Annotated in this window: 15 protein-coding genes; 6 read left to right on the top strand and 9 right to left on the bottom strand. The window is 73.0% G+C overall.

The window, feature by feature from the left end:
- Positions 1-141 precede the first annotated feature (141 nt).
- Positions 142-1,680 carry a class I adenylate-forming enzyme family protein gene (locus AB0C36_RS05600; protein ID WP_358349668.1) on the top strand — a complete coding sequence of 513 codons (1,539 nt, stop codon included), beginning with the start codon at positions 142-144 and terminating at the stop codon, positions 1,678-1,680.
- Positions 1,681-1,803: 123 nt separating this feature from the next.
- Here AB0C36_RS05600 and AB0C36_RS05595 read toward each other — a convergent pair whose 3' ends face one another.
- Both AB0C36_RS05595 and AB0C36_RS05590 read right to left on the bottom strand, forming a co-directional pair.
- Positions 1,804-2,466 carry a response regulator transcription factor gene (locus tag AB0C36_RS05595; RefSeq protein WP_358349665.1) on the bottom strand — a complete coding sequence of 221 codons (663 nt, stop codon included), beginning with the start codon at positions 2,464-2,466 and terminating at the stop codon, positions 1,804-1,806.
- A gap of 19 nt (positions 2,467-2,485) precedes the next feature.
- Positions 2,486-3,853, bottom strand: a complete 1,368-nt coding sequence (locus AB0C36_RS05590; RefSeq protein WP_358349662.1) for a sensor histidine kinase — start codon at positions 3,851-3,853, stop codon at positions 2,486-2,488.
- A gap of 135 nt (positions 3,854-3,988) precedes the next feature.
- Between AB0C36_RS05590 and AB0C36_RS05585 the strand changes: the two genes are divergently transcribed.
- Positions 3,989-4,447 (top strand): group II truncated hemoglobin, encoded by a 459-nt coding sequence (locus AB0C36_RS05585; protein ID WP_358349661.1) that lies wholly within the window; start codon positions 3,989-3,991, stop codon positions 4,445-4,447.
- Between the two features lie 114 nt (positions 4,448-4,561).
- On the top strand, positions 4,562-5,065 hold the full coding sequence (locus AB0C36_RS05580) for an isochorismatase family protein (protein WP_358349658.1): 504 nt from the start codon (positions 4,562-4,564) through the stop codon (positions 5,063-5,065).
- 66 nt (positions 5,066-5,131) lie between these two features.
- Here the strand turns inward: AB0C36_RS05580 and AB0C36_RS05575 are convergent, their stop codons facing one another.
- Both AB0C36_RS05575 and AB0C36_RS05570 read right to left on the bottom strand, forming a co-directional pair.
- Positions 5,132-5,839: a hypothetical protein gene (locus tag AB0C36_RS05575; RefSeq protein WP_358349655.1), complete on the bottom strand. Its 708-nt coding sequence runs from the start codon at positions 5,837-5,839 to the stop codon at positions 5,132-5,134.
- Positions 5,840-5,924: 85 nt separating this feature from the next.
- On the bottom strand, positions 5,925-6,689 hold the full coding sequence (locus tag AB0C36_RS05570; protein WP_358349654.1) for a TauD/TfdA dioxygenase family protein: 765 nt from the start codon (positions 6,687-6,689) through the stop codon (positions 5,925-5,927).
- A gap of 361 nt (positions 6,690-7,050) precedes the next feature.
- Between AB0C36_RS05570 and AB0C36_RS05565 the strand changes: the two genes are divergently transcribed.
- Positions 7,051-8,010 carry a DUF1152 domain-containing protein gene (locus tag AB0C36_RS05565; protein ID WP_358349652.1) on the top strand — a complete coding sequence of 320 codons (960 nt, stop codon included), beginning with the start codon at positions 7,051-7,053 and terminating at the stop codon, positions 8,008-8,010.
- A gap of 38 nt (positions 8,011-8,048) precedes the next feature.
- On the opposite strand, the gene AB0C36_RS05560 is transcribed toward AB0C36_RS05565, so the two are convergent.
- The gene (locus AB0C36_RS05560) at positions 8,049-9,398 is read right to left on the bottom strand and encodes an aminotransferase-like domain-containing protein (protein WP_358349649.1); all 1,350 of its coding nucleotides are present in this window, start codon (positions 9,396-9,398) and stop codon (positions 8,049-8,051) included.
- A gap of 89 nt (positions 9,399-9,487) precedes the next feature.
- On the opposite strand from AB0C36_RS05560, the gene AB0C36_RS05555 reads away from it, so the two are divergent.
- Positions 9,488-10,144, top strand: coding sequence for a LysE family translocator (locus AB0C36_RS05555; protein ID WP_358349648.1), 657 nt, complete (start codon positions 9,488-9,490; stop codon positions 10,142-10,144).
- Between the two features lie 85 nt (positions 10,145-10,229).
- Here the strand turns inward: AB0C36_RS05555 and AB0C36_RS05550 are convergent, their stop codons facing one another.
- Together AB0C36_RS05550 and AB0C36_RS05545 are read right to left on the bottom strand one after the other, a co-directional pair.
- Positions 10,230-11,090, bottom strand: a complete 861-nt coding sequence (locus tag AB0C36_RS05550; RefSeq protein ID WP_358349645.1) for a phytanoyl-CoA dioxygenase family protein — start codon at positions 11,088-11,090, stop codon at positions 10,230-10,232.
- Positions 11,091-11,222: 132 nt separating this feature from the next.
- Positions 11,223-12,368: an epoxide hydrolase family protein gene (locus AB0C36_RS05545; protein ID WP_358349643.1), complete on the bottom strand. Its 1,146-nt coding sequence runs from the start codon at positions 12,366-12,368 to the stop codon at positions 11,223-11,225.
- Between the two features lie 138 nt (positions 12,369-12,506).
- On the opposite strand from AB0C36_RS05545, the gene AB0C36_RS05540 reads away from it, so the two are divergent.
- On the top strand, positions 12,507-13,472 hold the full coding sequence (locus AB0C36_RS05540) for a GlxA family transcriptional regulator (protein ID WP_358349640.1): 966 nt from the start codon (positions 12,507-12,509) through the stop codon (positions 13,470-13,472).
- 47 nt (positions 13,473-13,519) lie between these two features.
- Here AB0C36_RS05540 and AB0C36_RS05535 read toward each other — a convergent pair whose 3' ends face one another.
- The gene (locus AB0C36_RS05535) at positions 13,520-13,942 is read right to left on the bottom strand and encodes a secondary thiamine-phosphate synthase enzyme YjbQ (protein WP_358349637.1); all 423 of its coding nucleotides are present in this window, start codon (positions 13,940-13,942) and stop codon (positions 13,520-13,522) included.
- Positions 13,943-13,984: 42 nt separating this feature from the next.
- Positions 13,985-15,202, bottom strand: a complete 1,218-nt coding sequence (locus AB0C36_RS05530) for a LacI family DNA-binding transcriptional regulator (protein ID WP_358349635.1) — start codon at positions 15,200-15,202, stop codon at positions 13,985-13,987.
- Positions 15,203-15,247 lie beyond the last annotated feature (45 nt).

The raw sequence follows: 15,247 nt of genomic DNA, 5'->3' as shown, positions 1-15,247 counted from the left end.
TGTGTCGACTCCCGCACCCCGACCGCCTTGACCCTTCGCGCACATCCCTGTTCTCTGCTGAGGCGGCGTCAGCGGGCCGACCCGGACCGGGGTTTCGGCATTCCGAAAGGCGCCGCCGCGCGATCCGCACGAGGAGGCTCGGTGGGTATCGGGATGCTGCTCGACATGGCCGGTTCGGCCCACCCCGACCGGGTGGCGGTCGGCTCGCTCCGCGAGGACGGCCCCGTACCGCTGACGTACGCCGACCTGGCCCGCATCGCGGTCGGCGGCGCCGACGTCCTGCACGAGGCGAAAGCCCGGCATGTCGTGCACGTCGGCGTGAACGGCCCGCTGTTCCCCGCACTCCTGTTCGCCTCGGCGCACGCCGGTCTGCCGATAACCCCGCTCAACTACCGCCTCTCCCCCGCCCAACTCGCCGACCTCGTCGGCGACCTGGACGGGGCCGTCGTCGTCGCGGACGCCGCGTACCTGGAGGCGCTGTCCGACTGCCCGGCGCCCGTCGTCGCCGGGCACGACTGGATGGCGGCCGCGGCCAAGGCGGGGGCGGGCAGCACCAACCCGTCGCGCGAGGACGACGACGCACCCGCCGTCGTGCTGTTCACCTCCGGCACCACCTCGCGCCCGAAGGGCGTCGTGCTGCGGCACAGCCACCTGGTCGGGTACGTCCTGCAGACCGTCGACTTCGCCGCCGCCGACGAGGACGACGCGATCCTCGTCAGCGTCCCGCCGTACCACATCGCCGGAATCGGCAGCGTGCTCAGCAATGTCTACGCCGGGCGCCGCATGGTCCATCTGCCCGACTTCGACGCGGCCCGCTGGCTGGACCTCGTACGCTCCGAGGCCGTCACGCAGGCGATGCTCGTGCCGACGATGCTGTCCCGGATCGTCGACCATCTCGACGGACGGGACGCCGATGCGCCCAGCCTGCGCGCCGTCGCCTACGGCGGTGCGCGCATGCCGGAGACCGTCCTCGCCCGCGCGCTCGCGGCGTTCCCCGACGCCGGGTTCACCAACGCCTACGGCCTCACCGAGACCAGTTCGACCATCGCCGTCCTCGGCCCGGAGGACCACCGCGCCGCGTTTGCCGCCACCGACCCCGCGGTCCGAGCGCGGCTCGGCTCGGCCGGCCGGTTCGTGCCGGGCGTCGAGGGCCAGGTCCGGGACGGCGAACTGTGGGTGCGCGGCCCGCAGGTGTCCGGCGAATACCTGGGCAGCGGCTCGACCCTGGACGAATTCGGCTGGTTCCCCACGCGCGACCGCGCCCGCATCGACGCCGACGGCTATCTCTTCATCGAGGGCCGCGCCGACGACACCATCATCCGCGGCGGCGAGAACATCGCCCCGGCCGAGATCGAGGACGTCCTGATCCACCACCCCGCGGTGCGCGAAGTGGCCGTCGTGGGCACACCGGACGAGCAGTGGGGGCATCGCATCACCGCCGCCGTGGTGCCTGCCGCGACCGGAGGCGGCGCGGCCGCCGCTGCGGCCGCCGACGGGGAACTGGCGGAGGAGCTGAGGGCGTTCGTACGCGGGCGGCTGCGCGGCTCCCGCACCCCCGACGAGATCGTCTTCCGCGAGGCACTGCCCTACACGCCCACCGGCAAGCTCCTGCGCCGCCAACTCGCGGCCGAACTGGCGGAACCGGCCGAACTCGCCGAGAACACCGCGCCCACCGGTTGACTCACCGGACGGGCGTATCGGGCGACCGGGCTGACGACCCGGCTGTCAACTCAAGGCTGCCGCCCGGGATTCCGCGCTGCCGCCGCCGGATGCCGCCGCCCAAGGCCGCCGCATCCTGGGCGGCTACGACGCCGTGGGCCGCAACCACGCCAGCACCGCCAGCACGCGGCGGTGGTCGTCGGCCGACGGCGGCAGGTCGAGCTTGTCGAAGATCGACGAGATGTGCTTCTCGATCGTGCCCGCACTCAACTGGAGAATGCGGCAGATCGCCACGTTGCGGCGCCCCTCGGCCATCAGCCCGAGCACCTCCTGCTCGCGCGGAGTCAGCGCGTCGAGCGGGTTGCGCCGCCGCTGCCGGGTGAACAGCGCCGACACCACCTCGCTGTCGAGAACCGTGCCACCGGCCGCGACGCGCGCCAGGGCGTCGGACAGTTCGGTCAGTTTCGACACGCGGTCCTTGAGCAGATAGCCGACGCCGCCACCACCCGCGTCGGCGGTGGCCAACAGGTCGGCGGCGTAGGACTCCTCGACGTACTGCGACAGCACCAGGATGGCCGTCGCCGGGACCTCGGCACGGATGCGCAGCGCGGCGCGCAGGCCCTCGTCGGTGAAAGTCGGCGGCATGCGTACGTCGACCACCGCGACGTCGGGCCGGTGCTCCGCGACCGCATCGACCAGGGACACCCCGTCCCCGACCGCCGCGACCACCTCGGCCCCCGCCTCGTCGAGGAGCCGGATCAGGCCCTCCCGCAGCAGAACCGAGTCCTCCGCCAGCACGACCCGCATGCAGATCCTCCGTCGCGCGCTACCCGCGCGCCTCGTCCCCGCCCCCACCGTGGTGCGGGCCTTCGCCCTCGCCCACCCCGCGCAGCGGAATGGACGCCGTCAACATCGTCGGCCCGCCGACCGGGCTGACCAGGTCCATTGTCCCCTCGACCGCCGCGAGCCGGTCGGCCAGCCCCGCCAGGCCGTGGCCCTTCCCGAGGTGCGCGCCGCCGTGCCCGTCGTCCCGAACCTCCGCGCGCAGAACGGTCCCGTCCACCGTAACGGTCACCGTGCAGGCGCCGGCCCCCGCGTGCTTGGCGACGTTGGTCAGCGCTTCGGTGACGACGAAGTACGCGGTGTTCTCCACGACGGGCGCGAACCGCCGCCGTTCGTCGAACCGGGTGTCCAGGGTGACCGGCACCGGGCACCGGGCCGCCGCCGCGGCGAGGGCGGCCACGAGGCCGCGGTCCGCCAGGACCGGCGGGGCGATGCCGCGCGACAAGGCCCTGATCTCGCCCAGCGCCTCGTGGGTCTGGGTCAGCATGTCGTCGACGAGCGGCCGGGCCCGGTCCGGGTCGTCCGAGTCGAGGCGGCGGGCCACCGCCTCCAGGTCCATGGTCAGCCGTACGAGGCGCTGCTGCGGCCCGTCGTGCAGGTCGCGTTCGAGGCGGCGCAGGGTCTGGGCCTCGGCGGCGACGGCGCCGCGGCGCCCGGCGTCCAGGGTCTCGGCGCGGGCGCGCAGGGCCTGCTTCTCGTTGGTGAGCAGGGCGCGCGAGAGGGAGACCTGAAGGGCCGCGAAGGCGCGTACCACCGGCACGGCGGTGGCCAGCAGGACTACGCCGACCACCATGTTGAAGGCGATGTCGGCCCAGCGCGCCTCGATCCCGGTCATCAGGTCGACCAGCCCCCGGGTGCCGTCGTCGCGGGGGATCGACCAGGACCAGGCGCCGTAGAGGACTTCGCCGATGCCGCCGACGACCCAGGTGACGGCGAAGCAGAACCCGACGAGGCGCAGCGGGAAGGCGACGAGGACGTGCAGTACGTCGCGCCACGCCTGCCGGTCGGAGAGCGCGCCGAACCACCGGGCCAGGGTGGTTTGGCCCTGGACGTCCTGGTAATGGTGCGGCGGGAGGGGCCGCCCGGTGAGGTGTTCCACGCGCCTGCGCTCGGCGGCGGCGAACGAGCGGGCGGCGTGCAGGGTCCGGACCAGGAGGGGCAGGCCGAACACGACCGCCGCACAGCCGATGCCGAACGAGAGGCCCGTGACGATCGCCACGAAGGTGCCCACGGCCAGGGGGAACCCGACGAGGAGATAGGACAGTTCGCGGTGGAAGCCGCCGCGGCGGGACTCGGCGTCGGGCTTCGCGGCGTCGAAGCCGGTCCCGGCCGAAGCTGTGGTCTCGATCATGCCCTCACACTCCCGCTTCGCGCCCGGCCTCCCCAGCCGGTGCGCCACCAGTGCAGGGTAGGGCAAACCCCCGCACCGGACGGATGGCCGCCTTCACGTCGCCCCCGCGTAACGTGGCCGTGCCATCATGCCCCGATGGTGAGTCTCTTCGAGCACGCCGGGGGCCACGACGCCCTCCACAGGTTCGTCGACATCTTCTACAGCAGCGTCCTCGTCGATCCGCTGCTCCAGCCCCTCTTCGGTGCCGGGCATCCCGAACACGTCGCGCGGCTCACGGCTTTCGACTCCGAGAGCTTCGGCGGCCCGGACACGTTCTCGCGTGAGATGGGCGGTTTCTCGGGGCTGATCGCGGCGCACCGCGGCCTGGAGATCCGCGAGGAGCAGCGGCAGCGGTTCGTCGAGCTCTACCTGGCGGCGGCGGACAAGGCCGGGCTGCCGAACGACCCGGACTTCCGCGAAGCGCTGCGCTCGCACGTCGAGTTCGGGTCGCAGGTCGCGATGCAGAACTCGCACGCCAGGACCGACGCGGAACTGCACCCGCTGCGCGAGGTGCCGCACTGGGACTGGCCCGGCGACCATGCGGACGAGGGGTAGCCGGCGCGTCCTGCGGCGGGCCGCGGGGACGCCGACGCGAAGTCGGACGTCCCCGCCGGCCCGCGGGGCCACCGGTGCTGTGGCCAGGGCGGTCGCAGCACTAGGGTTCCAGGCATGACGTCCGCTCTGGTCCTCATCGACCTCATGCCGCGCATCCTCGCCCTGCCTGTGGCCCCGTACAGCGGCCTGGAGGTCCTCGAGCGCAGCCGCCGCCTGGCCGAGGCCTTCCGCGCCGACGGGCGGCCCGTCGTCCAGGTGCGCGTGGACCGGCCGGACGTCGACGAGCAGCCGCCCGGCAGCGGGTTCGCCGACGCCCTGGTGGCCGACGGCGACATCGTGGTGGTCAAGCGCACCATCGGCGCCTTCCACGACACGGAGTTGCACGAACGCCTCAAGGAGCACGGCGTCGACACGGTGGTGCTCGGCGGCCTGGTGACGACGATGGGCGTCGAGTCCACCGCGCGCGCCGCGAGCGACCACGGATACGACATCGTGTTCGTCGCCGACGCGATGTCCGGATTTGCCGCCGACGAACACGAGTTCGCGGTCACTCGGACCTTCCCCCGCTTCGGCAAGGTCGTGACCTCGGACCACTACCTCGCCGCCCGCTCGGCCTGACACGACGGGCCCACTCGACGGCCCCCTCGACAACCGGACGACCGACGGGTGCCGCCTCCGGATCGCTCAGTCGGCGGTGAGCGCGGCCGTCAGCATGCCGGTCAGCAGGCGGACGAAGTGGTCGTGCCCCGGCGCCAGATCCACGTCCGGTACGTCCATCTCGTCGATCCGCCGCGCCCGGTCCGCGAACGCGGTGGCGTGCATCTGCGCGAGCAACGCCAGCCGCTCGTCGACGTCTTCGAGCCCACGGTCGGCAAGGTGGGCGCGCAGCAGCGCGAACGTGCGGTCGAGGCCGACCGGGCGGGGGCGGTCCGCCTGCCGGACCTCGGCCAGGTGCGCGACCTGCGGAAGCAGCCGCAGGTAGGCCCGCCCGGGCGCGGTACGCAGTTCCTCGGCGGCCGGCGCGACCAGCAGGGTGACCAATTTGCCCAGGTCGGCGCGAGCCGCGTCACCGTTGGCGGCGTTCGACTCCGGGGAGGCCGAGGGCTCCGGCGACTCCGATGCCGCCAACGCCTCCAGAGCGCGCAGGCGGCGCTGTTCCACGATGTCGCGGTGCCGCAGGTGGATGGCCGCCGCCAGGCCGGCGACCGAACCGAAGTGGTAGGTAAGCGCGGACTTGTTGCGCTGGTCCGCCTCCTCCTGGATGCGGCTCGCCGGGACGCCGAGGCCGTGGCGGGAGATCAGCCGCGCGCCGACGCGCATGAGTGCGTCCCGGGTCTCCGCCGCGTTGCCGCTCCGGCCGCGGGGCCGCCTGCCGTTCGTGTCGTCCGCCATGGGTGTAGTCAACCCCGCCCGGGCCGCGAGGCGCGACGCGGGCGGGAGGCATCGCTTCCGGATCCGGTCCGGCATACGAGGCCGGTCACGCGTACATCGTGACCCGGCGCAGTACGCGCTCGGCGTCGCCGTAGTCGTTCACGGCGTAGTGCATCGTGCAGCGGTTGTCCCACATGGCCGCGTCACCCGGCTGCCACGACCAGCGCACGGTGTGCTCCGGCTTCTCGGCGTGCGCGAACAGCAGGTCCAACAGCCCCCGACTCTCGAGAGGGGACAGGCCCGGGATGCGGGTGGTCCAACCACGGTTGACGAACAGCGCTTTGCGGCCGGTGACCGGGTGTGTGGTCACCATCGGGTGGGTGTGGACGCCGGTCATGGGCGGGCGGCCGTGCTCGGCGGACAGCCCGTCGACGAGGTCGCGGATCGGCTCGGACAGCGTCTCGTAGGCGAGGTACTGGTTGGACCACAGCGTGTCGCCGCCGCGTGCGGGGCAGACCTTCATCGACAGCAGCGATCCGACCGGCGGGGTCTCGGTGAACGTGACGTCGGTGTGCCACATGTTGGCGCGGTCCTTGCGCGCGTCGATCTCCAGGATCTCCCCGTTCGGGCCGAACACCGTCTGGTCGCGGTGGTCGTCCTCGAGCCCGGGGCTGGTGGCGTGCAGCGTGCCGAAGACCGAGCCGAGGGCGATGTGGCGTTCGTCGTCGAGGCGGGCCTGCGGGAAGAAGAGCACCAGGTTCTCGGCCCAGGCCTCGGACAGCGCGGCGGCGGTGGCCTCGTCGATGTGCTCGGGCAGGTTGTCGACGACGGCGCCGAGCGTCTGGGGCAGACGGGTGATCGTGAGGCCCATGGGTTTCCCATCGTCCGAACGGTCGGGGCGGCAGGCGCGCCCCGTTAAGGAAATTACTTAAGGGATTTCCTTAATCAGAGTGTCGAGCACCGCCGGACAAGTCAACCCTCGGCCGTGTCGATCGCACACTGCCCACCGCGCCGGTCGCACGGCCGCTCACAGTGCCGGCCGAAGGGCCGCTCACCATGCCGGTTGCGGGGCCGCTCGGCGTGCCATCCGCAGCGGCCGTTCCCAGGGGCGTTCGCACAGCCGCGCAGGGTCCGTTCGGGGGCGTGATCCGCAGTCTCGCTCCGACTCGATCAGCGTGGATAGGCCAAAACCCCTCGATTTTCCCGGCCTTCGCCTTGGTACGGTCCGCCGCATGTTCTCGCTCGCACAGCCTCCGCTGTTCACCCGTCTCGCCCCCTGCCGCCGCATCCTCATCGCCGGCGCGGGCGGCGGGTTCGACGTCTACGCCGGTCTGCCGCTCGCCCTCGCACTGTGGGAGGCGGGCAAGCAGGTCCACCTGGCGAACCTGTCGTTCGTCGGTGTCGACCGGCTGCCCAAGCGCGACATGCTGCGGCCCGGCGTCGCCGCCGTGGTGCCGGACACCGGCGGCGACAGCGGGTACTTCCCGGAGCGCTCGCTCTCCCGCTGGCTGGACGAACAGGGGCTGCCGGCCACGGTGTTCGCGTTCCAGATGACCGGCGTACGTCCGCTCGCGTCGGCCTACCGCACGCTGGCAAAGCTCCTCGACCTCGACGCGATCGTGCTCGTGGACGGCGGCACCGACATCCTCATGCGCGGCGACGAGTCCGGCCTCGGCACCCCGGGCGAGGACATGACCAGCCTCGCCGCGGTCGATGTCGTCGACGTCGGCACGAAGTTGGTCCTGTCCCTCGGATTCGGCGTCGACGCGTACCACGGCGTCTGCCACGCCCACGTCCTGGAGAACCTGGCCGCCTTGGACCGTGACGGCGGGTACCTGGGGGCCCTGTCGATCCCGCGCGAGTCGCGCGAGGGCCGCCGCTACGTCGACGCCGTCGCGCACGCGACCGCGGAGACCACGTCCGGTCCCAGCATCGTGCACGGCTCGGTGGCGGCGGCGGTGCGGGGCGAGTTCGGCGACGTGGCGCTCGGCAAGCGCACCGCGGGGAGCGAGTTGTTCGTCAACCCGCTGATGGCGATGTACTTCGCGGTCGAACTCGACGCGCTCGCCCGGCGCAACCTCTACATAGACCGGCTGCACCAGACGTACACGATGTGGGACGTGGTCCGGGAGATCGAGGCCTTCCGGGACGCGGTCGACCCCATCCGGCCGCAACGCGCCTACCCCCACTAGATATTGGCGCCGGTGGCCGGCCTCCGCGGCGCCGCGTGCTAGTCGACGGTGTCCGGCGTGGGGCCGGAGCGGGCGAGGGCGGCGAGGGTGGCCAGGGCCGCGGCGAGGACGTCCGGGGGCGGGGAGGCCAGACCGAGGCGGACCGCGTCGGGGGCGGAAGCCGGGCCTGCCGCGAAGGCCGCTCCCGGCGTGATCGCGATGCCCCGGCGGGCGGCCGCGGCGACGAAGGTGTCGGCGCGCCAGGGGTCCGGGAGGTCCCACCAGCACATCGCGGCGTCCGGTGCGGTGCGTACGCGGAAGCCGTCGAGCGTTGCCCGCACCACCTCCTGACGGGCCCTCACGTCGGCGCGCTTCGCTTCGGAGACGGCGGCCACGGTGCCGTCGCGGATCCAGCCGACCGCCGCGTCCAGGGCGAAGCTCGGCGCGGTCCAGGCTCCCGAGCGGATGGCACCGGCGAGGACGTCGGCGAACTCGGGCGGGGCGACGGCGAATCCGAGGGTGATTCCGGGGGCGACGCGCTTGGACAGGCTTTCGACGAGGACCGTGTGCTCGGGAGCGTACGCGGCGAGCGGCGGCGCGGAGTCGTCCGCGAGATGCGACCACACCGCGTCCTCGATGATCGGCACGCCCAACCTGCCGGTGAGCTCCGCGAGTTCGGCCCGCCGGCCGGCGGGCATCGTCACGGAGGTGGGGTTGTGCAGGGTCGGCTGCACGTAGATGGCCCGGAGGCGACCGCGGCGGTGGGCCGCGGCCACCGCGTCGGGGCGCAGCCCGTCGTCGTCCAGTCCGAGGGGGACGACCGTGATGCCGCGCTGGGCCGCGATCGCGCGCGCCGCCGGGTACGTGAGCTCCTCGACCCCCATGCGCCCGCCCGGCGGCACCAGCGCCGCGAAGGCGGCGGCGATGGCCTGGCGGCCGGTGCCGGTGAACAGGATCCGGCCGGGGTCGGGGGTCCAGCCGGGCCGGGCCAGGGCGGCGGCGGAGGCCGCGCGGGCGTCGGGCGTGCCGGTGGCGCCGAGCGGGCGCAGGGACGCGGCGAGGACATCGGGGCGCAGCATGCGCGCGAGGCCGTCCGCGAGAGCGGGGAACTGCTCGGGGACGGTCGGCACGCTGAGTTCGAGGTCGACGGGTGCGCCGGTCGGCTCGGCGAGGCCGAACGCGCGGTCCTGGGCGGCCCGGACGAAGGTGCCGCGCCCGACCTCGCCCACGACCAGGCCCCTGCGCGCGAGTTCGGCGTAGACGCGCGTCGCCGTCGAGTTGGCGATGCCGTGCGCACGCGCGAAGTCGCGCTGCGGGGGCAGGCGGTCGCCGGGCCGCATCCGCCCGGCGGCGATGTCCGCCTCGACGACGTCGGCGACGGCGCGGTAGTCGCGGGGCACTGCCTGCATTGCACCGACCTTCCGAGCGATCCATTGGATTGCACCGAGAACAATATAGATATTGCACCGACAAGGCGAGTCGTCCTACGCTGCCGATCATGTCGGGAATCGGAGTGGACACCGCAGCCGTGCTCGGCGTCACCGCAATGTCGCTGGGCATGGCGCTGACGCCCGGGCCCAACATGATGTACACGGTCTCGCGCAGCATCACGCAGGGCCGCCGGGCCGGGGCGGTCTCCGTAGCGGGGGTCGCGGTCGGGTTCCTCGTGTACCTGACCGCGACAAGCCTCGGGCTGTCGGTGCTGTTCGTGGCGGTGCCGCAGTTGTACGTGGGCCTCAAGGTCGCGGGTGCCGCGTACCTGCTGTGGCTCGCGTACCAGGCCCTCAAGCCCGGCGGGATCTCGGTCTTCGAGCCGGGCGAACTGCCGCGCGACTCGGACCGGCGGCTCTTCACGATGGGCGTGCTGACCAACCTGCTCAACCCGAAGGCGGCGGTCCTCTACCTGACGCTGATCCCGCAGTTCCTGCACCCTGAGGCCGGGCACGTCCTGGCGCAGAGCTTCCTGCTCGGCGGCGTGCAGATCGCGGTGAGCGTCCTGGTCAACTCCAGCCTGGTCGTCGCGGCCGGCGGCATCGCCGTGTTCCTGGCCCGTCGCCCCGGCTGGCTGCGCATCCAGCGGTACGTGATGGGCACCGCCCTCGGCGCCATCGCCGTCAAACTCGCCACCGACTCCTCCAAGCCCGCGACGGCCTGATCCCGGCCGGCATCCCGCGGCCGACGTCCCGCGGCCGACGTCTCGCAGTCGGCGTCCCGCGACGGCGCCGGGCCCGTGCTTCGGGTCAGAGGGCTCCCGCGTCCAAGAGATCAGCGGGACTGACGAGTTCCACCGCGCCTAGGTAGCCGCCACCGGTCATGATGCCGTCGTGGGCCGTGTAGCCGAGCAGTCGGCGGGCGTCCGCCCCGAGGGGGCGGGCCCGGTCGGGGCCGGCGACCAGGTACTGGTTCTCCTCGGTGCGCAGCCAGCCCGCGCAGAAGCTGACGTGGATACCCCGGCGCCAGGCGTTTTCGGTGGTGTTGCCGCCGCCGGCGTGGATCGTGGAGCCCAGGTAGACGACCGCGGACCCGGCGCGCATCTCGGCGACCGCCAGTTCGTCGTCGGTCGCCTTGCGGTCCCAGTCCCAGGTGTTGCTGCCGGGGACCACGACGGTGGCGCCGTTGGCCTCGGTGAAGTCGACGAGCGCGACGACCGAGGCGATCTGGATCTCGCCGACGGAGCGCGGTACGTGGTGCCACACCTGCTGGTCACGGTGCAGCAACTGGCGTTCCGCGCCCGGCCCGCGGTCCATGACCTGGCCGAGGTTCAGGACGTGCTGCTCGCAGACCGGGGCGAGGAACGCCTTGGCGACCGCGTCGTAGAGCGGGTGCACCACCACCTCGTCGACGAACGTCGCGGACTTCCCGGCGAGTCCGGTGACGTGGCGTACGTGCTCGCCGTAGAACGCCGCGATGAGCGGGTTGACGAACTGCCCGTCGTTGCCCGGCCGGGCGGCTGCCAGGAGCGGGTCGAGCTCGGCGTTGAAGCGGGTCAGGACCTCCGGGGCGAGGAAGTCCTCGACGATCACGGCGCCGTCGCGTTCGAGTGCGGCGACGATCGTCTCGACGGGCGTCCGGACAGCGTGCAGGCGCTGGATGGCGGCCATGTGGGGTCCCCCCTTCGGTGCGGCGGTACGGCAGTACAGCGCGCGGGATTCAGGTCACGGTTGCGCCGCGGATCCATCCACGGACCCACACGCGCGTCGGCGCGCGAATCCCCGCAAGGATCGTCGCGCGGTTCAGCGCACGAGGCGGAAGAAGCGGCGTACTTCCTCGACGAACACGGCGGGCTGCTCGAACGCCGCGAAGTGGCCGCCGCGGTCCAGTTCGTTCCAATAGCGCAGGTCGGTGAAGCGCTTCTCGGCCCAGCGGCGCGACGCCCGGATGATCTCGTGCGGGAAGATCGACGCGCCGGTGGGCGACGTGACCTCCGCGAGGTCGGGCTGCCGGAAGCTCTCCCAGTACAGGCGCGCCGAGGACGCGGCGGTGCCGGTGAGCCAGTAGAGAGTGACGTTGTCGAGCATCTGGTCCCGGGTCAGGGCGTTCTCGGGGTGCCCGTCGCAGTCCGTCCACGCCTGGAACTTCTCGACGATCCAGGCCAGTTGCCCGGTCGGCGAGTCGGCCAGCCCGTACCCGAGGGTCTGCGGGCGGGTGGACTGGATCTTCGAGTACCCGGTCCCCCACTCGCGGTGTCGGGCGAGGTGCTGGAGCGTCTTCTGCTCGTCGGGGGTCAGGTCGGAGAACGTGTCGGGGTCGGGTGCCACCACCGGCATGTTGAGGTGGATGCCCGCGACGCGGTCACCGCCCGCGCGTGCGGTGGCGACGGTGACCATCGAGCCCCAGTCGCCGCCCTGCGCGCCGTACCGCGCATAGCCGAGGCGGTCCATGAGCACGGTCCACGCCTGACCGATGCGCTCGATGTTCCAGCCTGCGGCGGTCGGCTTGTCGCTGAACCCGTAGCCCGGCAGCGACGGGCACACGACGTGGAACGCGTCGGCCGCGTCGCCGCCGTGCGCAGTCGGGTCGGTCAGCGGGTCGATGACGTCGAGGAACTCCACGATCGAGCCCGGCCAGCCGTGCGTCAGGACGAGCGGCAGCGCGTCGGGGTGCGGCGACCGTGCGTGCAGGAAGTGGATCCCGAGGCCGTCGATCTCGGTGCGGAAGTGCGGGTACGCGGACAGCCGCGCCTCCGCCTTGCGCCAGTCGTAGTCCTCGGCCCAGTAGCGCGCGAGTTCGCGCGTGTAGTCCAGCGGTATGCCCTGCGACCAGTCCGCCACCGGCTCGGCATCGGGCCATCGGGTACGCGCCAGGCGCTCCCGCAGGTCCGTCAAGTCGGCTTCCGGGAACTCGATCTGAAAGGGAGTCACATCCGCGGGCTGCGTCATGGTGGGCACGGTAGCGGCAGGTCGGTGGCGTGACCAGGGCCGCGGCTGTGCACTCGCCGCTCGGTCCGATGCGTCACGGGGCCCGGCCGATGCCACCCCGCCGTTGGCCCGATGGACAGGCCGTGCAAGGATCCGGCCATGCATCGTGTGGTGGTTCTGGCGCTCGAAGGCGTCTACCCGTTCGAACTGAGCATTCCGGTGCGCATCTTCGGGACCGCCGCGGGCCCTGGCGGCGAACCGCTGTACGAGGTCGTCACGTGCAGCCTCGACGGGCGGCCGGTGCGTACCAGCGCGGACTTCTCGGTGGCGGTGGAGCACTCCGCCGAGGTGTTCGCGACCGCCGACACGCTCGTGATCCCGCCGTTCACCTGCGGCCCGGACGAGAACGGCGACCGCGACTGGCTGCCGGCGCCCCTGGCCGCAGCGTTCGCGCTGCTGCGGCCCGGCACCCGGATCGTCTCGATCTGCTCCGCCTCGTACGTCCTGGCGGCCGCCGGGCTGCTGCACGGACGCCCGGCCACCACGCACTGGAACGAGGCCGAGCACTTCCAGCGGCAGTTCCCGGACGTCCGGGTCGACGCCGACGTGCTCTTCGTCGACGACGGCGACGTGCTCACCGCCGCCGGGGTCGCCGCCGGGATCGACCTGTGCATGCACCTGGTACGCCGCGACCACGGCAGCGAGGCGGCGAACCGGGTGGCCCGCAGGTGCGTCGTACCGCCGTGGCGCGAAGGCGGCCAGGCGCAGTTCATCGAGCGCCCCGTCCCCGAGCCGTCCGCGACCGGCACCGCCGCGACCCGGGCGTGGGCCATGGAACACCTGCACCGGCCGCTGTCGCTCGCCGAGTTGGCGGCGCACGCAGGGATGAGTGTGCGCACCTTCACGCGGCGCTTCCGCCACGAGGTCGGGACGACGCCGGGACAGTGGCTGACCCGGCAGCGCGTCGAGCACGCACGGCGGCTCCTGGAGAGCACCGATCTCGGCGTCGACCGCGTCGCCGACCGCGCGGGGTTCGGCACGGCGGCGTCGCTGCGGCAGCACATGGTCGCTGCGGTCGGCGTGCCGCCGTCGACGTACCGCCAGACCTTCCGCGCGACCGCGTAGTCCCCGGCACCACAGGCGCGGACCGGTTCGCCGACCGGGCCGGTGCCTCAGCCCAGGAACGACACGCGGACCTGGCGGTTCGGGTTGTCGCGGTTGGTGTCCACCAGGACGACCGACTGCCAGGTGCCCAGTTCGAGTCGGCCGCCGACCACCGGAAGCGTCGCGTGCGGGGGGACGAAGGCCGGGAGCACGTGGTCGCGGCCGTGCCCCGGACTGCCGTGCCGGTGCCGCCAGCGGTCGTCGGCCGGGAGGAGGTCGCGGAGTGCGGAGAGCAGGTCCTGGTCGCTGCCCGAGCCGGTCTCGATGACGGCGAGTCCGGCGGTGGCGTGCGGGGTGAACACGTTGAGGAGGCCGTCGCGGCCGGACGCCGCGTCACGCAGGAACGCGGCGATGTCGGCGGTCAGGTCGTACACGGTCTCCGACGTGCCGGTGCGGATGTCCAGGAGCCGGGTGGTGAATGCGTCGCCCATGCGGCAATCCTCGCGCGTCCCGGCCCGGATCGCGGTGAACCGCTACGACGAGTCGCGGGCGCGCAGCGTCGCCTCCCACACCGACAGGCGGTCCGGCGTGATGCGCGGCGGCTGCTTGACCGCGTCCGCGATGCGTTCGGCGATGGTGGCGAGTGGCACCGTCGCGGAGAACGCCACGGAGGACAGCCTCGGCCGGACCATCTCGCACAGCGGCAGGTCGTCGGTGCCGACGAGGGCGATGTCCTCGGGTACACGTACGCCGGCGTCGTGCAGCGCGCCGAGCAGCAGCGCGCCGTACTCGTCGTTGTAGCCGAACACCGCGTCGGGGCGGTCCCCGGAACTCCACGACGCCACCACTGCGGCGGCCTCTTCCGGCGTCTCGTGCATCTCGATCTCCCGGATGCGCACCGGGTGCGGCGCCTCCTCCGCGGCCCGGCGGACGCCTTCCAGGCGGCCGTGGCCGAGCGCCGCGAGCCCGGCCTCGCGCTCGGTGGGTTCACGCGGGACGATCACCGCGATGTCGCGGCGGCCGGACTCCACGAGGTGCCGCCCGGCGACGTAGCCGGCGTGCGCGATCTCGCCGTCGAGGACCATCGACGCGCCGCCCGCCACGTCCGCGCCCATGCTGAGGGCGACCACGGTGATGCCGCGGGCGGTGAGGTACTCGGTGGAGCGCTCGGTCAGGCGGCTGGGCATCACGACGACGGCCGCCGGGCGCAGCGCGGCCCACGCGCGGGCGGCGGCCTCGGGGCGCGTGTCGGAGTCGCCGTACGTGATGAGCGTGTGGCCGAGCCGGTGCAGTTCGCGGGCGAGTCCGTCGACGAAGTCGTTGAGCAGGCGCCCGAACGGCACGTTGTAGGTGGGCAGCACGACGAGGTCGGTGCGGCCGCGGCGCAGCGAGCGCGCGTCGGAGCGCGGCTCGTAGCCCAGGTCGCGCGCGATGTCCCGCACGCGGCGCCGGGTCTCCTCAGGGATCCGGGCGTCCGCGGTGTCGTTCATCGCGTAGGACACGGTCGCCCGCGAGACGCCCGCGGCGCGGGCCACGTCGGCGCCGGTCACCGCGCCGATGATCGGGCGGGTGCCTTCGGCGGCGCCGGCCGGGTCCGCGGCACCGGCCGTGTCGGGGCTGTCGAGGGTGTCGGCGGCGGTTGCCGCGGAGCCCGCGGCCGCGTCTCCGGACGCCCCGAAGGCGTCGGGTTGCGGACCCGCTGCGGGGGTGCTGGCGGTTCGCGGGACGCGCTTGCGCGGCGACTTGGTCATACAGCGATTCTGGCAGGTCGCGGCGTGTGCGACCGGATTCCGTCC

Source organism: Streptodolium elevatio, from assembly GCF_040649515.1.
Classification (GTDB): Bacteria; Actinomycetota; Actinomycetes; order Streptomycetales; family Streptomycetaceae; genus Yinghuangia; species Yinghuangia elevatio.
This window is presented reverse-complemented; position numbering and strand designations above follow the sequence as displayed.